The organism is Specibacter sp. NPDC078692 (assembly GCF_040686835.1).
GTDB lineage: Bacteria > Actinomycetota > Actinomycetes > Actinomycetales > Micrococcaceae > Specibacter.
Genome location: NZ_JBFBLV010000009.1, coordinates 32,849 through 51,344 on the forward strand (window position 1 = coordinate 32,849; position 18,496 = coordinate 51,344).

9 protein-coding genes are annotated in these 18,496 nt (G+C 54.2%); 8 read left to right on the top strand and 1 reads right to left on the bottom strand.

The annotated features are described in order from the left end of the window. Positions 1-416 precede the first annotated feature (416 nt). The 8 genes from AB0O97_RS08535 (at position 417) to AB0O97_RS08570 (ending at position 15,807) form a co-directional block, all read left to right on the top strand. Positions 417-5,060, top strand: a complete 4,644-nt coding sequence (locus AB0O97_RS08535) for a DEAD/DEAH box helicase family protein (protein ID WP_363881730.1) — start codon at positions 417-419, stop codon at positions 5,058-5,060. Continuing rightward, positions 5,060-6,580 carry an NERD domain-containing protein gene (locus tag AB0O97_RS08540; protein WP_363881732.1) on the top strand — a complete coding sequence of 507 codons (1,521 nt, stop codon included), beginning with the start codon at positions 5,060-5,062 and terminating at the stop codon, positions 6,578-6,580. Before AB0O97_RS08535 ends, AB0O97_RS08540 begins: the two co-directional genes overlap by 1 nt. Positions 6,581-6,660: 80 nt before the next feature. Further along, positions 6,661-9,777, top strand: coding sequence for a helicase-related protein (locus AB0O97_RS08545; protein WP_363881734.1), 3,117 nt, complete (start codon positions 6,661-6,663; stop codon positions 9,775-9,777). Next, entirely contained in the window at positions 9,758-11,578 is a 1,821-nt protein-coding gene (locus AB0O97_RS08550) for a DUF1998 domain-containing protein (RefSeq protein ID WP_363881736.1), read from the top strand. Before AB0O97_RS08545 ends, AB0O97_RS08550 begins: the two co-directional genes overlap by 20 nt. 68 nt (positions 11,579-11,646) lie before the next feature. Then, positions 11,647-13,167, top strand: a complete 1,521-nt coding sequence (locus AB0O97_RS08555; RefSeq protein WP_363881738.1) for a DNA cytosine methyltransferase — start codon at positions 11,647-11,649, stop codon at positions 13,165-13,167. Between the two features lie 233 nt (positions 13,168-13,400). Continuing rightward, positions 13,401-14,240 carry a DUF3883 domain-containing protein gene (locus tag AB0O97_RS08560; RefSeq protein WP_363881740.1) on the top strand — a complete coding sequence of 280 codons (840 nt, stop codon included), beginning with the start codon at positions 13,401-13,403 and terminating at the stop codon, positions 14,238-14,240. Positions 14,241-14,322: 82 nt separating this feature from the next. Further along, positions 14,323-15,105 carry a glycosidase gene (locus tag AB0O97_RS08565; protein ID WP_363881742.1) on the top strand — a complete coding sequence of 261 codons (783 nt, stop codon included), beginning with the start codon at positions 14,323-14,325 and terminating at the stop codon, positions 15,103-15,105. A 144-nt stretch (positions 15,106-15,249) separates the two neighbouring features. Then, positions 15,250-15,807 (top strand): hypothetical protein, encoded by a 558-nt coding sequence (locus AB0O97_RS08570; RefSeq protein ID WP_363837230.1) that lies wholly within the window; start codon positions 15,250-15,252, stop codon positions 15,805-15,807. Positions 15,808-15,869: 62 nt separating this feature from the next. Here AB0O97_RS08570 and AB0O97_RS08575 read toward each other — a convergent pair whose 3' ends face one another. Next, complete coding sequence (locus AB0O97_RS08575; RefSeq protein WP_363881744.1) at positions 15,870-18,380, bottom strand: excinuclease ABC subunit UvrA; 2,511 nt, start codon at positions 18,378-18,380, stop codon at positions 15,870-15,872. Between the last annotated feature and the right edge of the window lie 116 nt (positions 18,381-18,496).

Below are 18,496 nucleotides of genomic sequence, written 5' to 3' on the forward strand. Positions count from 1 at the left end.
GTGGGTGGACAACGTGACTGGTTACATGCCTTTTCTGGTCTAAGTGGATCTGCCAGTGCAAAATAACCAGTGCTGCATTTGACAGGTCCATATATCACGAACATCGTGCAAAATAACAACGTGCAGACGGGAGTCTTCGCTGTATATTGCGAAGTGATGTAACAGAGTTATGGGGGACCGCTATACGACTATTGTCATGCCAAGGAACTGCTATAGGGACTAGGAAGCCATGTCGGCCATTCGATAAAAAATCGCCGATAGTTGCTGTCGGAATCTTGCCTAGTGGCGGTTCATTACACGTAATTTTTGCATTGACATGGTATCAACATCTTATTGACTGTGGGGGACTCAAAGTGGAAAAATCGACTAGCTGGGTAGCGGACGAGGCTCTGGTTCGGGAAATTAACGAACAATTCATGAGCGCAATCGCGTCGTACGAGGCCAAGCCCACGTTGATTACCGAGCATGCGAATCACGAGGAGTCCATTCGGACAGGTGGATACGCCCAACGAACGCTCCTTGAACTGGCCCAGAACGCAGCTGATGCGATCGTTAGCGCTGGCGACACAGGCCAGATTGATGTTGGAAAGATCGAGATAGTCCTAGACCCTGCATCTCGTTCGCTCTATGTCGCGAACTCGGGCCTCCCTTTTACGGAGGACGGCTTAGTCACCATCACGCACGCGTTTCTGAGCGCAAAACGTGGAGATGAAATCGGGCGTTTCGGACTGGGTTTCAAATCAGTGCTCGCGGTAACAACATCTCCGCAGGTGATAAGTCGATCTGTCTCATTCGGATTTAACTCTCCGCAAGCGCGCCAAGCGATGGCAGGTATCGCTGCGGTTGAGAATTTTCCAGTCTTGAGAACACCAAATGTCTTAGATGGTCCGCGAGAGATTGCACAGGACCCTATTCTTGCTGAACTCGCGGGCTGGGCGTCGACGATCGTGAAGCTTCCAAACGTTTCCAATATGGAACGCCTTCGGTTAGAAATTGAGGATTTTAGTTCGGAATTCTTGCTGTTTGTGGGATCTGTCCGCGAGGTCAAACTACGGGTAGTTGGACCAGATTCATTCGAGACCAGCCACTTTTCAAAGGACCTGGGAAATGGTCAGCTTAGAATCGAACGTCCCAATGGGGAAGGTATGAACTGGTTCGTAAAGAGCCGGATGCATGTTCCTTCAGTTGACGCACGCAAGCTTGTTGGAGAGGCCGTTTCACGGGAAGAAGTCAAAGTGACCGTGGCTGTCCCAGTTGAGCACAGTAAGCTGCGAATTGGTGAGTTCTGGTCCTATTTTCGTTTGCAAGATACGACATCCGCTTCTGCATTGTTTAACGCTCCATGGAGTGTCAATGACGATCGGACGACCTTGCTTAAGAACGACTACAACCGTGAAATATTAAAGTCACTTGCTGAAATATTTGTCGAGCTTCTGCCGTCGGCAAAAACCGGTGAAGACCCAGCTGCGCATCTGGACTTCATGCCGGCGCGAGGACGTGGTCAGGAAAGCCACGGATTTGGGGACGATATATTGGCAGCGCATGTCCTGCGGATGGCGAGTCTCGGCCACTATATCCCGGACGCAAAGGGGGTGCTTCGGAACGGATCTGATCTTCGACCACTCGACTCGAGTATTCGGTTTGATTCGCAAGTTCACCAGGGGTGGATTCAGTCGCCGAACACGGGCAACGACGTCCCTCACTGGCGCTGCTATTCCTCACCGACGAGGGCAAGTCGACTGCGCGATCTCCTGATATCTGCCATTGATGCCGATTGGGAGCCCAGCGCTAGAGACGCGAGAACTGCGCTTGAAACAATGCCCAAAAGAGGACTCCTGTCGTGGCTTCGTGAATGGGCAGAAGGTGATGACCCAAAATCCTCAGCCAATGCTTTCCGTACTGTAACAAAGAATCTAAGTCTGGCCGAGATAAGGCTATCGAAAGTGGTGCCGACCACGGATGGAATGCGGGCGCTTGCGGACAGCGCGGTTGTTTTCTTACATCGAGATGAGGATCTCGACGTAGAGGGAGGAGTCTTCGTAACGCCCGGTTTCCTGGCAGAGGCTGGGATCGAGCGGTTGCTGCGAGAACATGGCTTCCGCGATCTTGATCCTGAATCAATTCTCAATGCGCGGCTTGTCACCCTCCCAATAACTCCGAGTGACGAAGATCTTGTTAAACTCTGGGATGCGGCATTGTCTGTTCCTGTCCCGGCAGCTGGCAAAATGATGGCTTTGTCTCAGGCTTCAATCAAGGTACCAACGCGTGATGGCAGCTGGGCGTGGCCTCAACAAGTGTTTGATCTGGACATCACTTTGTCTGACGACGTAGCCGCCAGTCTACTGGACCGTAGCCGGTGTGTGCCTGATGTGGCCCATCAGATCGGCGTTATCCAAAAACCTGTCAAGGATTTTGCTCTTGAAGATGAACCTAAATTCGCAGCCTTCGTGGATGCTACTCTTCGAGACTTGAATGCAAGGATGGGGCCAGGTGATCTCCCAGTTAAGGCCATAGATTTGAGTACAGCGGATGGTCCGGGCCCGTTTTCAGTACTATTCATGCTGCGGGATGCGGACGCGCCATCTCAGGTGCGGGCGAACTGGACATCAACCTTACTGTCTCTTGGCGACCGTGAATTAATAGTCGAGGAAACTGACTCGAGTCGTTCCTTCACTGCGACGTCACCGCTCCGGTGGGCCGTCGACCAAGTGGGGCTGCTTGAAACAACTCGGGGGTACCGTCGTGTATCTGATGTTGTGGCGCCATCACTAGTACGATTTGCTGGCCTCCTGCCTTTGTACAGGGGTCCTCAGCAAGCTTTGAGCTCACTTGACTTGCCGGCCGATTTGGGAGATGTGCCCGGTCGTGTTCTGCGTGAGATGCTCGAGGGGGATACTTTTCCAAGAGTTGACGACGAGACGTTGGCACAATTTATATTGACAGCCTGCGAGTTTGGATTTGACGGGACTCGACCAGCAACAATTCCAGCCCGCATAAAACAGATGGTCGAAGCACACGAACCGTCAGCTGTATATCTCGCCACAACAGATGAGCAGGAGGAATTTCTTCGCTCGCGACAGCGGCCCTATCTGCGGGTGAAGCTTGAAGATGTTAATGCCATGGTGGAAGTCGTTGGTTGCCGACGGTTTGAAGACAGCTTCTCATTTTCTATGGTTATTGAGGGAGTGCAGGAATCCCAACGGATTCTAGATGTTTACACCGGGCTGCGCCAAGTATTTGGTGTCCGGCTGCGGAATTGCGGGGTATCCCGAGCCATTCAGATTGCGAAGCGCGTCACAACCGAAGGCGGTGTTGAGGATCAGCCCTTGGACTGGCACCTTGACGGTTCCGAGCTGGTGGTTCGGAGCGACGCCGACGCAGCACGGATCTTAAATTTCATAAATGAGGCGTTTACACTTCGCCTGGACAATTCTCAGCTAAGTGCAGTCCTTCAGGCCGGGCTCGATCACCGGCTCGAACTTTTGCGTCAAGAGGCGAAAACCATCGAATCGGACGCCGAGCGCCTAGATTTGTACATTGGTCCGGATGACTTAAGAGACGCACTGCCAAGTGGGCTGTGGACGGCGTTGGAAGCCCAAAGCCTTGTTGATGATGAAACCTCCGTAGCGGATCTATTCGTGACTGTTTACGGGTCTGACTCGTTGATTATGTTGGCTGACCGTTTCCGAGAGGAAGGTTTTGGCGACGTTCCTTCAGCTTGGGCAGGAACCCCAGCAGCAATGTCCTGGGTACGAAAGATGGGCTTTGGGCCAGAATTTGCGGGGCAGAGAAGTCAAAAACGACCTCAGGAATTCGTTGTCCCAGGCGCTATTCACCTCAACAGGTTGCATACATATCAGAAGAAGATAAGTGAAGATCTTCGGACAGTACTCACGCAGAAATCTGAGTACGGACCTGCTCAGAAGGGAATGGTTGAGCTACCAACTGGTGCTGGCAAAACGCGAGTTGCGACAGAGACTGTACTCAGGCTGTTTCTTGATGAAGTCTTGTCTGGGACTGTCCTTTGGATTGCGCAGTCCGCTGAGCTTTGTGAACAGGCAGTCCAGACCTTTGAATCAGTTTGGCGTTATCTAGGCGATGAACGGCCACTAACAATCGGCCGCCTCTGGGATACAAATACAGTCCGTGAACCGGAAACGGGCCTCTCGATTATAGTTGCAACGGACGCGAAAATTGAAGCGATTATGGATCGACCTGACTATGAGTGGCTGAGTCAGCCAGCTGCAGTCTTTATCGATGAAGCGCATCGTGCTGGTGGTTCCACCAGATACACCGCGATCCTACGATGGCTTGGGGTCGACGGGCGCAGTTGGGAACGTCCTCTTGTTGGCCTGTCGGCGACACCATTTAAGGGGCGAGCAGGTGATGACCAGGCGACCAAAGACCTTGTGGCGAGGTTTGGATCGAAGCGACTTACTGCTTTCGACTCAGATGCCTACCAGGAGCTCGTAAAACTTGGAGTCCTGGCGAGTGTTCGTCATGAGGTACTGCCTTCAGGCATTGAAGTTGAACTTAGCAATGTGGAACGCGACACGATTCAATCTCGGCGGCTCATTGATCGGAGTGTCTACGAGCAAATCGGTCGCAATGAAGAGCGAATGCGAGTTCTTGTTGAACACATCATGAAACAGGACCCGGAGTGGCCAATCCTCGTTTTCACGCCGAGTGTGCTGTCAGCACAGGTCCTCGCTGCTTCGTTGCGTTACCGAGGAGTGGAGGCGGCATCCGTGAGCGGCCAGACCGGTCGCCAAGAACGCAGAAACGTAATTAGGAAATTCAAGGAAGGTGAGATCAAAGTTCTCGCCAATTGTGATTTGCTGGTTCAGGGTTTTGACGCGCCTGGTGTGAGGGCCCTGTACATTGCCCGCCCCACTTTTAGCCCCGGCGCCTACATCCAGATGGCGGGTCGCGGACTGCGCGGAAAAGAGAACGGTGGTAAGGAAGAATGTCTCATCGTTGATGTTTCCGACAATTGGGGTGCCATGAACGATTTCCTGGGATACCACGAATATGCTGACCTCTGGACGGAACAACGCTGATGATACTTGTCCCCACGCTGGCTGACATCGAGAGCAAATCAGTCAGTCCAGCCGAGCGAGCTTTCGCACGAATATTGAGCGATGTCGACGCGGATCCTGACGCCGTTGCCTTCTTCTCTGTCAACCTTAGATCGCATTCTTATAAACAGCAGGCTGAGGCTGATTTCGTCATTCTGTGGAGGGGAATGGTGATCGTTGTTGAGGTCAAAGGTGGAGGAGTGCGTCGACACGACGGTGTCTGGTACACAATTGATCGGCGAAAGGACTGGCATAAGCTGTCTTCGTCACCCATGGAGCAGGCTCGTTCTGCTGCCTTCGCCTTGAGAGACATTTTCAAAGAGCAAGGGATTGGTTGGTACGCTCACGAAGCCGTAGTGGTAACTCCTGATATTGATTTGCCGCCTGACGCAGTCGGTTGGCTTCCTTCACATTGGTTGGCGCGGGACAGCATTACAGTGTCTGGCATTACAGATGCTCTCGAAACCGTCGCAATCGGGTCTCGCACGGCCCCAAACGGACAAAAAATAGCTCGTCTAAGCGATTTGCGGACTCGCCTGTTCGGTGAGTTTGCGCGGATGCCTGTCGTCGACGCGCAGCGAGGTGCAGTTATTGACGAACAAAATCGGGCAACAGCAGGCCAGGCTCGAGTCTTGGCGGCACTTTCGCGAAATCAGCGTGTACTAATTCATGGCGGTGCCGGCACAGGGAAATCACTAGTTCTAGTTGAGGCTGCGAAGATGGAAGCCGAGCAAGGACACTCCGTCCTAGTGACATTTCGATCTCCCGCGCTAGCGCAGTACTTTGCACCACATCTGGACGCCCTGCCAGTGGACGTAATCCCGTTTAACGACCTAGGAGCAGCTGAACGGTATGACGTCGTACTGGTCGATGAGGCCCAGGATCTGATGACCGTAGAGGCAATGGACCAGATTGACTCAGTAATTCGTGGCGGTCGAGATGGAGGGCGTTGGCGTATGTTCCTAGACCCCAACAATCAAGCTCACGTTGATGGAAACTACGACGAAGACGTGGCTGCGATCGTAGCCGAGGAGGCCGTGACGGTCGATCTAGACCTAAACGTAAGGAACACTCGCGCGATAGTCCACGTTGTCCAAGAGTATCTTGGCGCGGACATTGGTGATCCTGGGATTGTGCATGGCGAGAAAGTACACTGGCACACTGTATCTGGGCGAGTGAGTGTTGCAGACGCAGTGGTCGTTGCTGGGCAGCTTGTTGATGACGGAGTTCCCCGCAGAGATATTTGGATAATTGATCCTACTTACGATGGCCCTCCCGTGAGCGATACAGGCGGGTTCACTGTTATAAGTCCAAGATTCGCGAAGGGCCTTGAAGCCGAGCACGTTGTTGTCTGCGGGTTGCCGGAATCCCTAGACAACGTTGGCACTGCGGCATTTTATGTTGCCGTCACTCGAGCCCGCGTTTCCCTTCAAATCGTGCTGTCCAAGGATGACAGGCGAAGTCTGCAAAAATTGGTACGTCTGAGGATGGTTACGAAATGATGCTCACCCGGGTGCAAAATCGAGTTCTCGAACACCTTAGGTCGGCTTACGTGGGCCCGGATGGCGGTGAGAACGAAGTCTTGGACAACTCACCAAACCGTCAGTATGCCGTCGGAATGCTGTTTCCAGTTGACACCGCAGCTCCCACAGCAGATGAAGGTGCAGCCGTCCCAGACAACGACGAAGTCGACGTAGATGGAGCAACTGCCTCGAACGATGAACTAGAAGAAACCGGTACTGGCGTCCCCATTGCGGAGGACTGGCGCCCGTCGTCGGCGGCGATTTCCTTTGTTACGAATAGCATCGCGGTTCAGTGTGACCTCACAGGTGCAACATATGTTTTGATGGGAGGCGATGGACCTCCCCGATGGAAGCGAGAGCCGTTTTATTTTCGCAACGTTGAACTGTCGCGGGAGCAGCAGCACCATCAAACCATGGCTGGTGGCGTCCCTATCGAGATCGGGTCGAGGTGGAGGAAATTTGGAGAAGCGTCGCTTGTAACGGTCCATGTGAGAGTCTTGGCAACGGCAACCAATGACGTACGTATGGATGCGCTCAACATGCTGTATCAAGTCGCGCTTGCTGTATCGCCTACCGATAACGGCACAATTCTGAACTACAACCTGACAGAGGCATTCGATTTCGACGACGAATCTGCCGAACTGCGTCTGAGATATAGAAATCGGCGTGTCTTTGCTGTGGGACACGGAATGGCCGCAGATTGGGAGCTCGACGAGGGTGAAAACTGCACCCAGGTTCGACTCGATCCTGTCCCTTCTTTTGTTGTGCCAGCTGTTGAAACCGTGGGCTTTAGCGAATCGACGCCTGAAGCAAAAGCGCTGAATCTAACACACCTTTCTCAATTGGACTCAGATCCTGAACAAGTTTTGGCTTCACTTGATGCCTTCGTTGAAGCCTTTGGGACTTGGGTAATTTCTGAATCAAATCGAGTGAGCTCGTTCGGCTCAGATGCCGTAATTGCTAGGCGAATCGTAGATCGTTCAGCAGCAGCCCTTGACAGAATGCGGAAGACGATTGACCTGATGCGTCAGGCTGATCAGAAGGAAATCCGCACTGCTTTCGCCCTAGGTATGGCCGCCATGCGTATTCAGATGCAACGGTCCGCGATAAACGTTGGTGGCAAAGCAAGTGAGCCCCGGTGGAGGCCGTTTCAACTTGGATTCTTGCTGGTGGCACTTAGTTCCACCGTTGACGAGCGACATGCTGAACGTGAACTCGTTGATTTGATTTGGTTTCCAACTGGTGGCGGCAAGACTGAGGCATATTTGGCACTGGCCGCGATTGAGATTTTTCGCCGTCGAATCGTGGATGGACCCGCAGGCGGGGGCACCGCCGTCCTGACTCGATATACATTGCGGCTGCTCACCTCGCAGCAATTTCAACGAGCAGCATCGCTTGTCTGCGCCATGGAGATGCTTCGGCGGCGGGACCGGATTAGCGACGTACGGGCACGAGGGATGGCCGCATTCACGATCGGTCTTTGGGTAGGGAACGAGGTGACTCCTGGAACTCGACTGGAAGCAAAAGCAGCGTTGGAGCGCTTGCATAAGGCAGCCCGCCCTGAAGAAGCTAATCAGTTTCAGATTGAGAGCTGCCCGTGGTGCGCAACTGCGCTACTACCCACGGCTCGCTCTTCGAAAATGAATGAATACGGCATGAAGCTAGTTGGTAAGGACGTAGTAGTTCATTGCACTAATGACACCTGCGAATTTAGCGACGAGCTCCCGGTAGCTGTGGTTGACGAAGTCTTATACGAGAACCCGCCGACGATCTTACTTGCGACAGTAGATAAATTTGCTCGTCTACAATTCCTACCTGAGGCTGGGCGTCTGTTAGGACTTAACACGGCGTATCATCAGCCGTCTTTGATAATCCAGGATGAACTACATTTATTATCCGGACCATTGGGTACAACTGTCGCAGTATTTGATGCAATACTGCAAATGCTTTTGGCGTCAGGTGGCGGAATTCCGAAAATTGTTGCGTCGACTGCGACAATTAGGTCGTCGCATGAGCAAGTTCAGGGACTTTATGGTCGGGAGGTGGCGTTGTATCCGCCTTCCGGGCTTGATGATGACCGCACATTTTTCTCCCGGCCGGTGGCCAGCGGCGAAGGACGTTTATATCTTGGTTTGATGCCCCAAGCGCTTTCGCAAATGTCTGCAACGGTATCCGCGGCCACGCCACTCATCGAGATTCCATTCATGCTTGAGCAGTTTTCGGATAATGAAACCGGCCTAGATTCATATTGGACCGCAGTGATGTACCATAATAGTCTTCGCGAGTTGGGCCGTTCCGGCACTCTCGTTGTGGATGACGTTAATGGCCGGCTGGAGCCTCGGGCAGAGCGTCTAGGGCATAAAGTACGTACCGTCCGAGCCGGCAGAGTGATCGAATTGACTAGCCGTCGCGGTCCAGAAGAACTACCGAATGATTTACGAGAACTCGGACGCAGCGTAGACGAAACTAATGAGGCTATCGATGTCGTATTGTCGTCCAATATGTTGTCTGTGGGCATCGATATTCCGCGACTGGCTTTGATGCTCATGGTCGGGCAGCCTAAAACTACCTCCGAGTATATCCAGGCAACCAGCCGGGTTGGACGCGGAGAGGTTAGAGGGGTTGTCACGACTCTTTTCAGATCAAACCGGGCGCGGGATAGATCACATTTTGAAACATTTCGTGGTTATCATGAGGCGTTATACCGCAGCGTAGAACCCACAAGTGTGACTCCTTGGTCATTGGCTTCACGTGAACGCTCGCTAGCGGGAGCACTGGTAACACTAGTGCGTCATTTAGTGCCGGGTCTGGCTGGAAATGAGGATGCCGGAAGGCTTGATTTGACCAATCTCAGTCAGAGCCAACTGATACGTGACTTGATCGAGCGATTTATACAAATTGTTCACCGTGCTGATCCACTGGAAGCACTTGATACGCGTGCAAGCATTCAGAGACTCCTAAACGACTGGGACCGACGAGCTCAAATCGTTAGAGGATCAGATGGCGTATTGCTATACGACCGACGCAAGAAGAACGATAACGCATTGCTCAAGCGTTTCGGTGAACAAGGTGAAGGTTGGCTCGTAGGTGACTCGATGCGGTCTGTTGAGCCAAACGTCGCCGTTGAAGTGCGTGAACCATTTGAGGAGGGGCCCCGTGGAACGAATCAAACATGACCTTAGACTGTCCGAAACGATAGCCCCCTACGGAGTTGGGGCAATCGTAGACATCCGAGGGGAATCACTCATCGCTCCCGACACCTCGTGGTGGGATAAACGGTTCTCTCCTGAAGTTCATTGCCAGCGACTAGTCGAACGGCTTGGGCCCAGCACCTTGCGGGAGGCGCCTTCGCACTCCGGACGCGCGGGCAAAGAAACGGCTGGCCTACTTTATTGGCGGTTCCCGACCTGGCGGTTCTGTGAGCGGTGTTCGCGTCTTTCTACGCAGACTGGTAAGAACAAGGGCAAATGGACGAATAAATGCTCCTGTGGAGGGTTACTCGTTCCAATGCGATTTGTAGCAGTATGCGAGAAGGGCAGCCATCTTCAAGACATCCCCTGGTTCATGTGGGCCCACCGGGGTTGGGATTCCGGGGCCACGGACGCTGTGCGCTTTTGCCGTTCGTACAAGGAACTTCGGTTCGTTCGCTCAGCTATGCACGGAGAAGGACTATCGTCGTTGCGGGTTGAATGTGGCGGATGCCGTCGGTCGCGACCTTTATCTGAGCTGGTGACAACGGAGGCACTCAGTCGCGATGGCATTCGATGCAGGGGAGTTCAACCCTGGGAGCAACCGGAACCCGACGGTGCATGCGAACATAGCCTCGTCGCCGTGCAGCGAGGTGCAACAGGCAACTATATTGCTGAAAGGATATCTGCACTAGATATTCCGGAAGAACGTCCGCATTCCATCCAGTCGGCTGACGCCATTCGCGGCCATATGTTTTTTGAAAAGCTTGTTGCCGATAATGGTGGACCGCAGGCTGAAGTTGTTGCCGGATGGATTGCTGACGAGCTTGGGGTGACCCGAGACGAAGTGTTCCAAGTTGCACATAATAATGATGAACTCGATGATGACATCTTACTTGATCTCAAAGATGGTGAGTGGGCAGCATTCATCAAGAAATTGAAAACGCCGGGACGAGACCAAAGCGTGGGCGATTTTGTTGTCGACAGCTGGTCGGCGGACCAGCTGGAGAAGCTATCAGGCACAATCTCATCCCGCATTCGGAATGTAGGACAGGTCAGGAGAGTACGCGAGGTTCGCGCGCTGAAGGGATTCAGGCGACACACTGCCGAAGCGAATCTCATCAGCGCTGATCTTTCGGTTGATGGCAAGAGGCGACCGACGTTTCCGGCGATCGAGGTGTACGGGGAAGGAATTTTCATCCAATTTGACGAAGATTTCCTGACGGAGTGGGAGTCTCGTCCCGAAGTCCGGGCCCGGGCTGCCATTCTGATGGATCGACGAAACGGTATGGAGTGGGCAAAACGACTTGACGTTCCTGAACCCCGATTTATTGCCCTCCACACGATCGCACACCTCTTGATTAGGCGTCTGTCGTTTGCCAGTGGCTACTCCTCTGCATCGCTTCAAGAACGAATCTATGCCCACACCGATCGGCCTGATAAAACTGCGGGCATCTTGATCTATACAGCGGCTGGCGATGCCCAGGGAACTCTCGGTGGTCTCGTCAGACTCGGGGATCCTGACAAACTCATGCCACTAGTGATCGCTGCAATCGATGACGCTGACGTGTGCTCTAACGATCCAGTCTGTATCGAAAGTGATCGCCAGGGTGCGACCAGCCTCAACCTTTCAGCCTGTCATGGTTGTTCTCTTGTGAGTGAGACATCGTGTGAAACGGCCAACCGGCTCCTGGATAGGCAACTCGTCTTAGGCGGGAGTGGTGTTCGGGGCCTGCTCGAAGGTGTGCTGGAGGAGGTTCGAGCTACTGCAACGAGCTGGGAGACGTGATCGTTATCCCCCCAGTTTGAAGGGGGTTGTGCGACTGGCCTGCCTTGCTGTGGAGATAGAATTGACCTATGAGACCAAAGAATACTGACCGGGCTCCGATTCAGGTCCTCGACTTGTTCTCGGGATGTGGCGGTCTCTCTGAGGGATTTCGACAATTCCGTGTTGATGGGATAAGCGGCCCTGTTTTTCAGAGTGTAGGTGCAGTTGAGTGGGAGCCTGCTGCGGCTGCGTCGTACGCCATGAATTTTGGCGCGATATCGAGCCGAGAACAACACTTCGAGCCTCCCGAGATCTACCGCAGAGATATCGTTGGATGGGAGCCCAAATGGAAGCCTGGCGAAATAGACGTCGTCGTAGGTGGCCCTCCTTGTCAGGGTTTCTCAAGTCTAAATCGCAACAAGGTCCGAGTGGAACGAAACAAGCTCTGGCTTGAGTTTATTCGAGTAGTCCGGGCGGTGCAGCCAAAAGTTTTCGTAATTGAGAATGTCGACCGCTTCGTACGTTCCGTCGAGTTCAATGATCTCCAATCGCGGATCGGCAGTGGAGATCTCACGAATTATCGACTCGTCGAGGCGCCCGGAAGTAAACAATCTGATACAGAATATGAGAATGCACGACAATACGTGCTCAATGCAGCTGATTATGGGGCGAAACAAGCCAGAAGGCGAGTAATCGTAATTGGCATTCGCACAGACGTTAGTCTCCCCATTGAGCAGATGCGGTATCCAGCCCCGACTCACTCACGCCGGATGCTTAAACAGAGTGCTGGGCAGTCTAATCGCTCGGTTCTATCTGAAATACTCCCATGGCAGGCAGCTGACAGCATCTTCGATAAAAGTGCCACAATGGAATTAGAAAAAACGGAATTTCCGATTGGGCGGACAACGACTATTCCAGGTGTCTCAGACAAGATTGCAGGACCATTTCTGACGGCCGAATTACATATTGCTCGACGACCGGAACCAATTTCCCTAGCGCGATACCGGGCCATCCCGGCCAATGGAAACCGGAAAGATCTTCGTGGTCGCTACAGCTGTCAATTTGACGATGGCGAACAAATTCTCCTAGAGAAAATAGGAAAATTTCGGAATTTCGAAGGACAATTGATCCCCAGTGGAAATCATCGAATAGTGGTTGGCGGAATTGTGGGTTCCGACGAATATTTTATTTCCGAGTGTGAGATTGACAAGAGTGTCGAATTACAATCCGCTCGGAGAGTTAAGGCGGAAATATTTCGTGTCGAAGTTAGTAATGGTTCAACGACTCGTTTTGCCACCGTGGAATATTTGTCGACAAAATCGTGGGATAATCATGATTCAGGTGCGGGTGACGTTATGGGGCGAGTGAGATCTGGAATGCCGTCGGTTACCATTCGAACAGAATTCTTTAAGCCCGAGAAAGGCAGATATCTTCATCCAACTGAAGATAGGCCAATTACGCACTACGAGGCGGCGAAACTTCAAGGTTTTCCAGATGATTTTCAATGGTGTGGTTCAAAAACAGATATCGCCAAGCAAATTGGAAATGCTGTGCCTATCGCTCTCGGGAAAAAGATTGCCGAATCAATTTATGGATATCTGCGTCAATGAGATCATTGATGCCAAATGATTCTTAATAAAAGTAGACCTGAGTGATTTTGAATTCTCTCCTTTGATGGCAGATTGCGTGATATTGTTCAACCAGATATGTATCATGGGCGATATTAAAAATTGCTTCTATCAATTTTAGGCTGCGATCAATGGTAATTTGATCCTGAATAATTATACGGATCCTGTAATCGCATAAAAGGGGCGATATTTTCAGGCCCTGGTAGCCTAGCCGTATGGAAGCAAGCACGGTAGGTAGCGCGTGGACCGACTTGGAGAACGCTCGGACCGTCGACACGTATTTCGAGATGCTGCGTGCTGAGCTGGCCGGAGAAGTGCTGAACAAATCCCAGTTCAATCGCAATCTTCAAGAAGCAATTGGGCGTAGCATGGGCGCCATTGAGTTCAAACATGCCAATATCAGCGCTGTTCTCCACCAGCTGAGATCCTTCTACATTAATGGCTATAAACCGCGTAGCAATGTGCAGAAGTCGCTTCGATTGGAAGTTGAACGCCGCCTTAGAGTCGATTCTGAAGTTGAGGCGCTTATGCTTAAAGCGGTCGATGAACCGGTAAATATGCCTGGAGTAGATTTCTTGCTTCGCCAATCAGTGGCACCAGTCATTGAAATGACGGACCGCATCTATCATCGGCAGGCCGTAAAGCATGACTTTGTCCAGTTAGAGGCCAGCAAGCGAGAGCTCGGATTGGCAGGTGAACTTGCAGTAATAAATTTTGAGAAGGCAAGACTGCGCCGGGCCGGAATGGCCAATCTGGCCAATGAGGTTGAGCATATTTCAGTTACCCAAGGTGATGGTTTGGGTTTCGATATTCTGTCTTTTGATTCAACTGGTGCAGAGCGCCTAATCGAGGTGAAGACGACTCGTAGGGCGGAGTCCTGGCCGTTCGTTGCTACGCGCAACGAGGTGTCGTTATCCACAGAAGTTCCAGAGAAGTTCCATCTGTATCGTGTTTTTGGGTTCGGTAAGTCGACGCCTGGATTGTTTACATTGCCTGGTTCATTGGAAGAGTCCTGTTCACTGGTGCCGCGTGATTTTGACGCATACCCTGCGTAGTTGCCACCCCGCGTCATCTACTGTCCCGTAACTTTGGCGCGTGCCACAGTAGTTCTGTACCCGCTTCTACAGGAGGACCACTGTGGCCATTCGCAACAACACCAACCGTCGACTTAAAGAAGTTCTAGACATCATGGCAGCCGGATCTTGGCTAGATGAGAAGCCCAACGGGGGAGTGGTCCTAGCTGAAGCCGTGGCCCGCATTCCTTTTACCAAGGAAGAGTCAGAGCTCCTCTCAGGCGGCATTCCCCGCGGTCACAAGAACCTAACCAAGGCCACCGCAGACCTAGTCAAGGCAGGCTGGATGACTAAAGGTCGCAGTGGCTGGGAGATTACGGATAACGGACTGCGCGCAACGGTAGCCTTCGACACCGTTGAATCATTGGCTGATGCTCTGAAGAACGGCACGTTGATTCCGGCGGGGACTCCGCTGCCCGAAAAGCCGGCTGATAAGCCAGCGGCCAAGGCTCCTGCAAAGAAGGCAGCTACCAAGAAGCCAGCCGCCAAGGCATCACCCACAAAAGCTGCGCCTGTTGCTGACACGTCGAAGCCCAGTGCAGTGCTGGAAAACCAGCCCGCATCGGTTGCCTTGGCCGGGACCTTCGGCGAAGCGCTCGGTGCGGCGAACTGGGATCCCAGCCACTCCAACGTGCAGATGCAGCTCGATTCCATTGACGGTGTTTGGCAGCTCTCGGCCGATCTCCCCGCCGGGCAGTACAGCTACAAGGCTGTAGTGAACGGTAACTGGGATGAGAACTACGGTGCATTTGGGCTACTGGATGGCGCCAACCACGAGTTCGCACACGCCGGTGGACCGGTGACCTTCCACTACAACCACGCCACGAAGGACGTGCTGCGCGGCTGACAATAAGCGGCAGCTGACACCCTACGAGCAACTTTGTCAGACCCTCAACGTACGTTGTGAATAGGCCCAATCCACCACGGATTTGGTTGCGGAACCGTTCTCAACGGTCCTGTTGGTCTTTCATCATCACTCGTAGGGGAAATCATGAAGAAGTTGTTAGTTGCCTTGCCGCTGGCGGCACTTTTGTTGGCCGGTTGTTCCAGTGCAGCACCCACCGTCGACAGCTTGGCTGGCGCCGACTCGGCAGTCAACCAGGCCGAGAAGCCTGCTGCAGAGACGGCCGAAAAGCCGGCAGACCGCTCCGCTGCCTTGGGCGAGACCGTCACCTACGAAAGCGGAGTGAAGGTCACCGTGACCTCGCTCGGTTTCCAGTCGGTGGGCGAATACGCGCACGGCGCTATTGAAGGCCAGGCTGCCGTTTTTGAACTGACCGTCATGAATGGCAGCGACGAGGACCTCGAAGCTGCCCTCATGTCGCTTCCGAAGGTCACCGTCGGTGAGACGAACGCCCAGACCGAATCTGTGACCGACATGGATAGTGACCTTGGCCTGAATATGTTGAGCACCATCCTGCCCGGTGAGACCCAGACCGTGAAGTTCGGCGCAGGCATTGCCGCTGCCGATGCCGGTGCTGTCCGGGTGGAGATCAGTGGGCCCAACATGTTCACTGACAAAGCCGCCATCTTCAAAGGTGCGCTCTAGCAACTGTTGATTGTTCCTGCCTGCCGCCCCACGGTAGGCAGGAACGAGTCACCGAGCGGCAGCTACGTTGCGGATAGGCTGTTGCGACGTCGCAGGGCAGCGGCTAAATAGGCAGCGGTGCGGCTCTGCGGGACACCCGCTATTTCCTCAGGTGTACCAGCAGCCATGATGCGGCCACCGTCGGCTCCACCGGACGGTCCAAGGTCAATGACCCAATCGGCCGAAGCCACCACATCCATATCGTGTTCAACCACCACCACCGTGTTTCCAGCCTCGACCAAACGGTTGAGCTGATGCAGCAGTAACTGCACATCGGCCGGATGCAGGCCGGTGGTCGGTTCATCCAGCAGATAGAGGCAATGGCCGCGCCGGGGCCGCTGCAGCTCGGTCGCCAGCTTGATCCGCTGTGCCTCACCACCGGAAAGTTCGGTGGCAGGCTGGCCAAGACGCAGATAGCCCAGGCCCACCTCGCGCAGGGCCGCCAAACTTCGTACCGCCGCCGGGATGTCAGCCAACACCTCAGCTGCCGCATCCACCGTCAGCCGGAGAACATCAGCAATGGTTTTCCCGCGGTACTTCACTGTGAGCGTCTCTTCATTGAACCGGGAACCGTGGCACACCGGACACGGTCCGTAGCTGCCGGGCAGAAACAAAAGCTCCACGGCGACCGAGCCCTCGCCCAGGCAAGTTTCACAGCGACCGCCCGCAACATTGAAGGAGAATCTAGCCGCCGTGAACCCCTTGGCCCGGGCTTCTGGCACCGCGGCAAATTCACGACGGACGGCGTCGAACATCCCGGTGTACGTGGCGAGATTTGACCGTGGAGTCCGGCCAATAGGCCGCTGGTCCACCTGAACCACGCGATCAACCCCATCAAAGCCTGCACATGCCACAGTCGCGGCAAGTCCTTGATCGTCGGCATCGGATGGCCCGCCAGCAGCGCTGTTTAGAACCTGCAACAGCGTGGATTTCCCGGAGCCTGAAACCCCCGTGAGAGCCACCAGCACGTGCTGCGGCACCCGGGCCTCAAGCTCCTGCAAATTGTGCTTGGTGATGCCCCGCAACTCCAACCATCCGCCAGGGGCCCGTCTGCCATCAGTGGTCGCAGCAGACTGCGCTGACAGTGGCGCCGCGGGGGATAGTTCGCCCAGCAGAAATGGTCGCGTCAGCGACTCTGCAACATCGGCAAGCCCCTCCACGGGGCCGCTGTACACAACACACCCACCCTGTTCCCCGGCCAGCGGACCTACATCCACCAGCCAGTCCGCTCGACGCACCATGTCCATATTGTGCTCCACAATGAACACCGTGTTCCCTGTTGTTTTGAGCTGTCCCAGCACCTCCAGAAGCGGTTCGGCATCAGCCGGATGTAGGCCCGCGGAGGGTTCATCCAGCACATAAATGACACCGAACAGGCCAGAGCGCAATTGTGTTGCGATCCGCAGTCGTTGCATTTCCCCGGGGGAAAGTGTTGGCGTGCTGCGCCCTAGGCTCAGATATCCCAACCCCAAGTTCAGCAGCACGGCAATGCGGTGATTTAGATCCTGTGCGATCGCCGCTGCGACCGCTTCACGGCTGCCGTCGTCTCCCACTGGGCCCGCGCTGAGGTTTTCTAGCGTCGCGGAGAGTTCCGTTAGTGGCAAGGCGTTCATGGCGGAGATAGTGTGGCCCGCCACAGTGACCGCCAGCGCGTCAGGCTTCAGCCCGCTCCCGCCGCAGACTGGGCAAGGACCCGAATGCATAAACGCTAATGCCTGCTCACGCATGGACGCACTCTTGGAATTAGCCAGTGTGTGCAGCACGTGACTGCGGGCGCTCCAAAATTTGCCTTTGTAGGGTTTCGCCACCCGATCCCGTTGCGGCGTCACTTCCACAACAGGCTGTTCTTCAGTGAACAAGATCCAGTCACGTTCGCTCTTGGGCAGCTTCTTCCAGGGACGGTCGACGTCGTAGCCTAAGTGCGTGAGGATGTCCCGCAGGTTTTTCCCTTGCCATGCGCGTGGCCATGCTGCAATGGCACCGTCCCTGATGGAGAGATTGGGATCGGGTACCAGCAACTCCTCGGTGACCGTATGGGCTGTGCCCAAGCCGTGGCACACGGGGCAGGCTCCGGCCACAGTGTTGGGCGAGAACGAATCCGAGTACAGGATGCCGGCACCTTCGGGATAGTCGCCCGCTCTGGAGAACAGCATGCGCAGCGAGTTCGACAGTGTTGTCACAGTTCCCACGGAAGAGCGCGTGCTGGGACTGCCGCGTCGCTGCGCCATGGCGACTGCCGGGGGAAGCCCTGAGATTGATTCCACATGAGGGGTATTACCTTGTTGGATGAGCCGCCGGGCATACGGTGCCACCGACTCAAAGAAGCGACGTTGGGCTTCAGCGAAGATGGTGCCGAAGGCCAAGGAGGATTTGCCGCTCCCGGAAATACCGGTAAATGCGACGATGGCATCTCGAGGAACATCCACATCTACATTCTTGAGGTTGTTCTCGCGGGCGCCGCGCACCTGTAGAAAGCCTGCGCGGTCCTTGTTCGTTGTCATCAAGTGCATGTCTGATTCGTGCTGAAGAGCCATCCTTCGACCCTAGACCTAATCCCGTAGCTGCGCTGTGGTCTGTGGCGTGTCGTGGCGGCCGTGCATTCAACAACGGGTCACCGAGGGAGGCAACGTTTCGTTGCATTCCTGCCGCA

Excerpts from the sequence above, each read along its gene's own strand:
- AB0O97_RS08555 (WP_363881738.1), top strand. The coding sequence starts at position 11,647 with ATGAGACCAAAGAATACTGACCGGGCTCCGATTCAGGTCCTCGACTTG.
- AB0O97_RS08560 (WP_363881740.1), top strand. The coding sequence starts at position 13,401 with ATGGAAGCAAGCACGGTAGGTAGCGCGTGGACCGACTTGGAGAACGCT.
- AB0O97_RS08575 (WP_363881744.1), bottom strand. The coding sequence starts at position 18,380 with ATGGCTCTTCAGCACGAATCAGACATGCACTTGATGACAACGAACAAG.
- AB0O97_RS08570 (WP_363837230.1), top strand. The coding sequence starts at position 15,250 with ATGAAGAAGTTGTTAGTTGCCTTGCCGCTGGCGGCACTTTTGTTGGCC.
- AB0O97_RS08540 (WP_363881732.1), top strand. The coding sequence starts at position 5,060 with ATGATACTTGTCCCCACGCTGGCTGACATCGAGAGCAAATCAGTCAGT.
- AB0O97_RS08535 (WP_363881730.1), top strand. The coding sequence starts at position 417 with ATGAGCGCAATCGCGTCGTACGAGGCCAAGCCCACGTTGATTACCGAG.